This window comes from Bradyrhizobium mercantei (genome assembly GCF_001982635.1).
Lineage (GTDB): Bacteria > Pseudomonadota > Alphaproteobacteria > Rhizobiales > Xanthobacteraceae > Bradyrhizobium > Bradyrhizobium mercantei.
In genome coordinates this window covers 1-802 of record NZ_MKFI01000054.1, presented here as the reverse complement: position 1 = coordinate 802, position 802 = coordinate 1, and the positions used below count along the sequence as shown (strand labels likewise).

The window sequence follows — 802 nt, the reverse complement described above, 5'->3', positions numbered from 1 at the left end:
CGCCATGTCGACGACCGCTGTTTCGACATCTTCAAATGGGTCATCCAGGTGCCGATCGCCGCCGAGTACATGGGCATCACCCAGGCCAACGTCGACGACATGCTCAAGTCCGACGATCCGCGCATCGCCCGCTTCCTGGGCACCGAGCCAGGCAACGGCAAGGCGCTGGGGCTGGACGAGCGCTGGGCCTACAACATCGTCAAGCAGCTGGGCAACTACGGCGAGATCTTCGAGCGCAACGTCGGCAAGAACAGCCCGATGAAGCTCGAGCGCGGCATGAACCGCCTGTATCGCGACGGCGGCCTGATGTACCCGTACGTCTTCAACTGAGCGGCGGGCGAGTCTCATCATGTTCAAGCGACTCTGGTTCGACGGCCGGGCCCGGGCCGTCCTGGCGCAGCTGCTGATCGCCGGCGCCTTCGTCGGCGCGGTGGGCTGGCTGGCCTGGAACGCCCACGCCAACCTGACCCAGCGCGGCATCGCCATGGGCTTCGACTACCTCGGCGAGGCGGCCCGTTTCCCCATCGCCGAAAGCTTGCTGGCCTACCAGCCCACCGACAGCTACGGCCGCGCCTTCCTGGTGGGGCTGGTCAACACGCTGTATATCTCGGCGCTGGTGATCGCGGCCTCGACGCTGCTGGGCTTCGGCCTGGCGCTGGCGCGCCGCAGCCGCCATCCGCTGGTGACGGGCGTGGCCACGGTCTACCTGGAAGCCGTGCGCAACACGCCGCTGGTGGTGCAACTGCTGTTCTGGTACAGCCTGGTGACGATCAACCTGCCGCCGGCGCGGCAGGCGCTGCAG

Annotated in this window: 1 protein-coding gene and 1 pseudogene; both read left to right on the top strand. The window is 67.3% G+C overall.

What is annotated here, in order from left to right; genetic code table 11:
* Nucleotides 1–330, top strand: a pseudogene (locus tag BI327_RS40875) (amino acid ABC transporter substrate-binding protein); the annotation flags it as partial.
* A 19-nt stretch (nucleotides 331–349) separates the two neighbouring features.
* A partial coding sequence (locus BI327_RS40870) for an ABC transporter permease subunit (protein WP_143271819.1) occupies nucleotides 350–802 on the top strand: 453 nt, incomplete at its 3' end.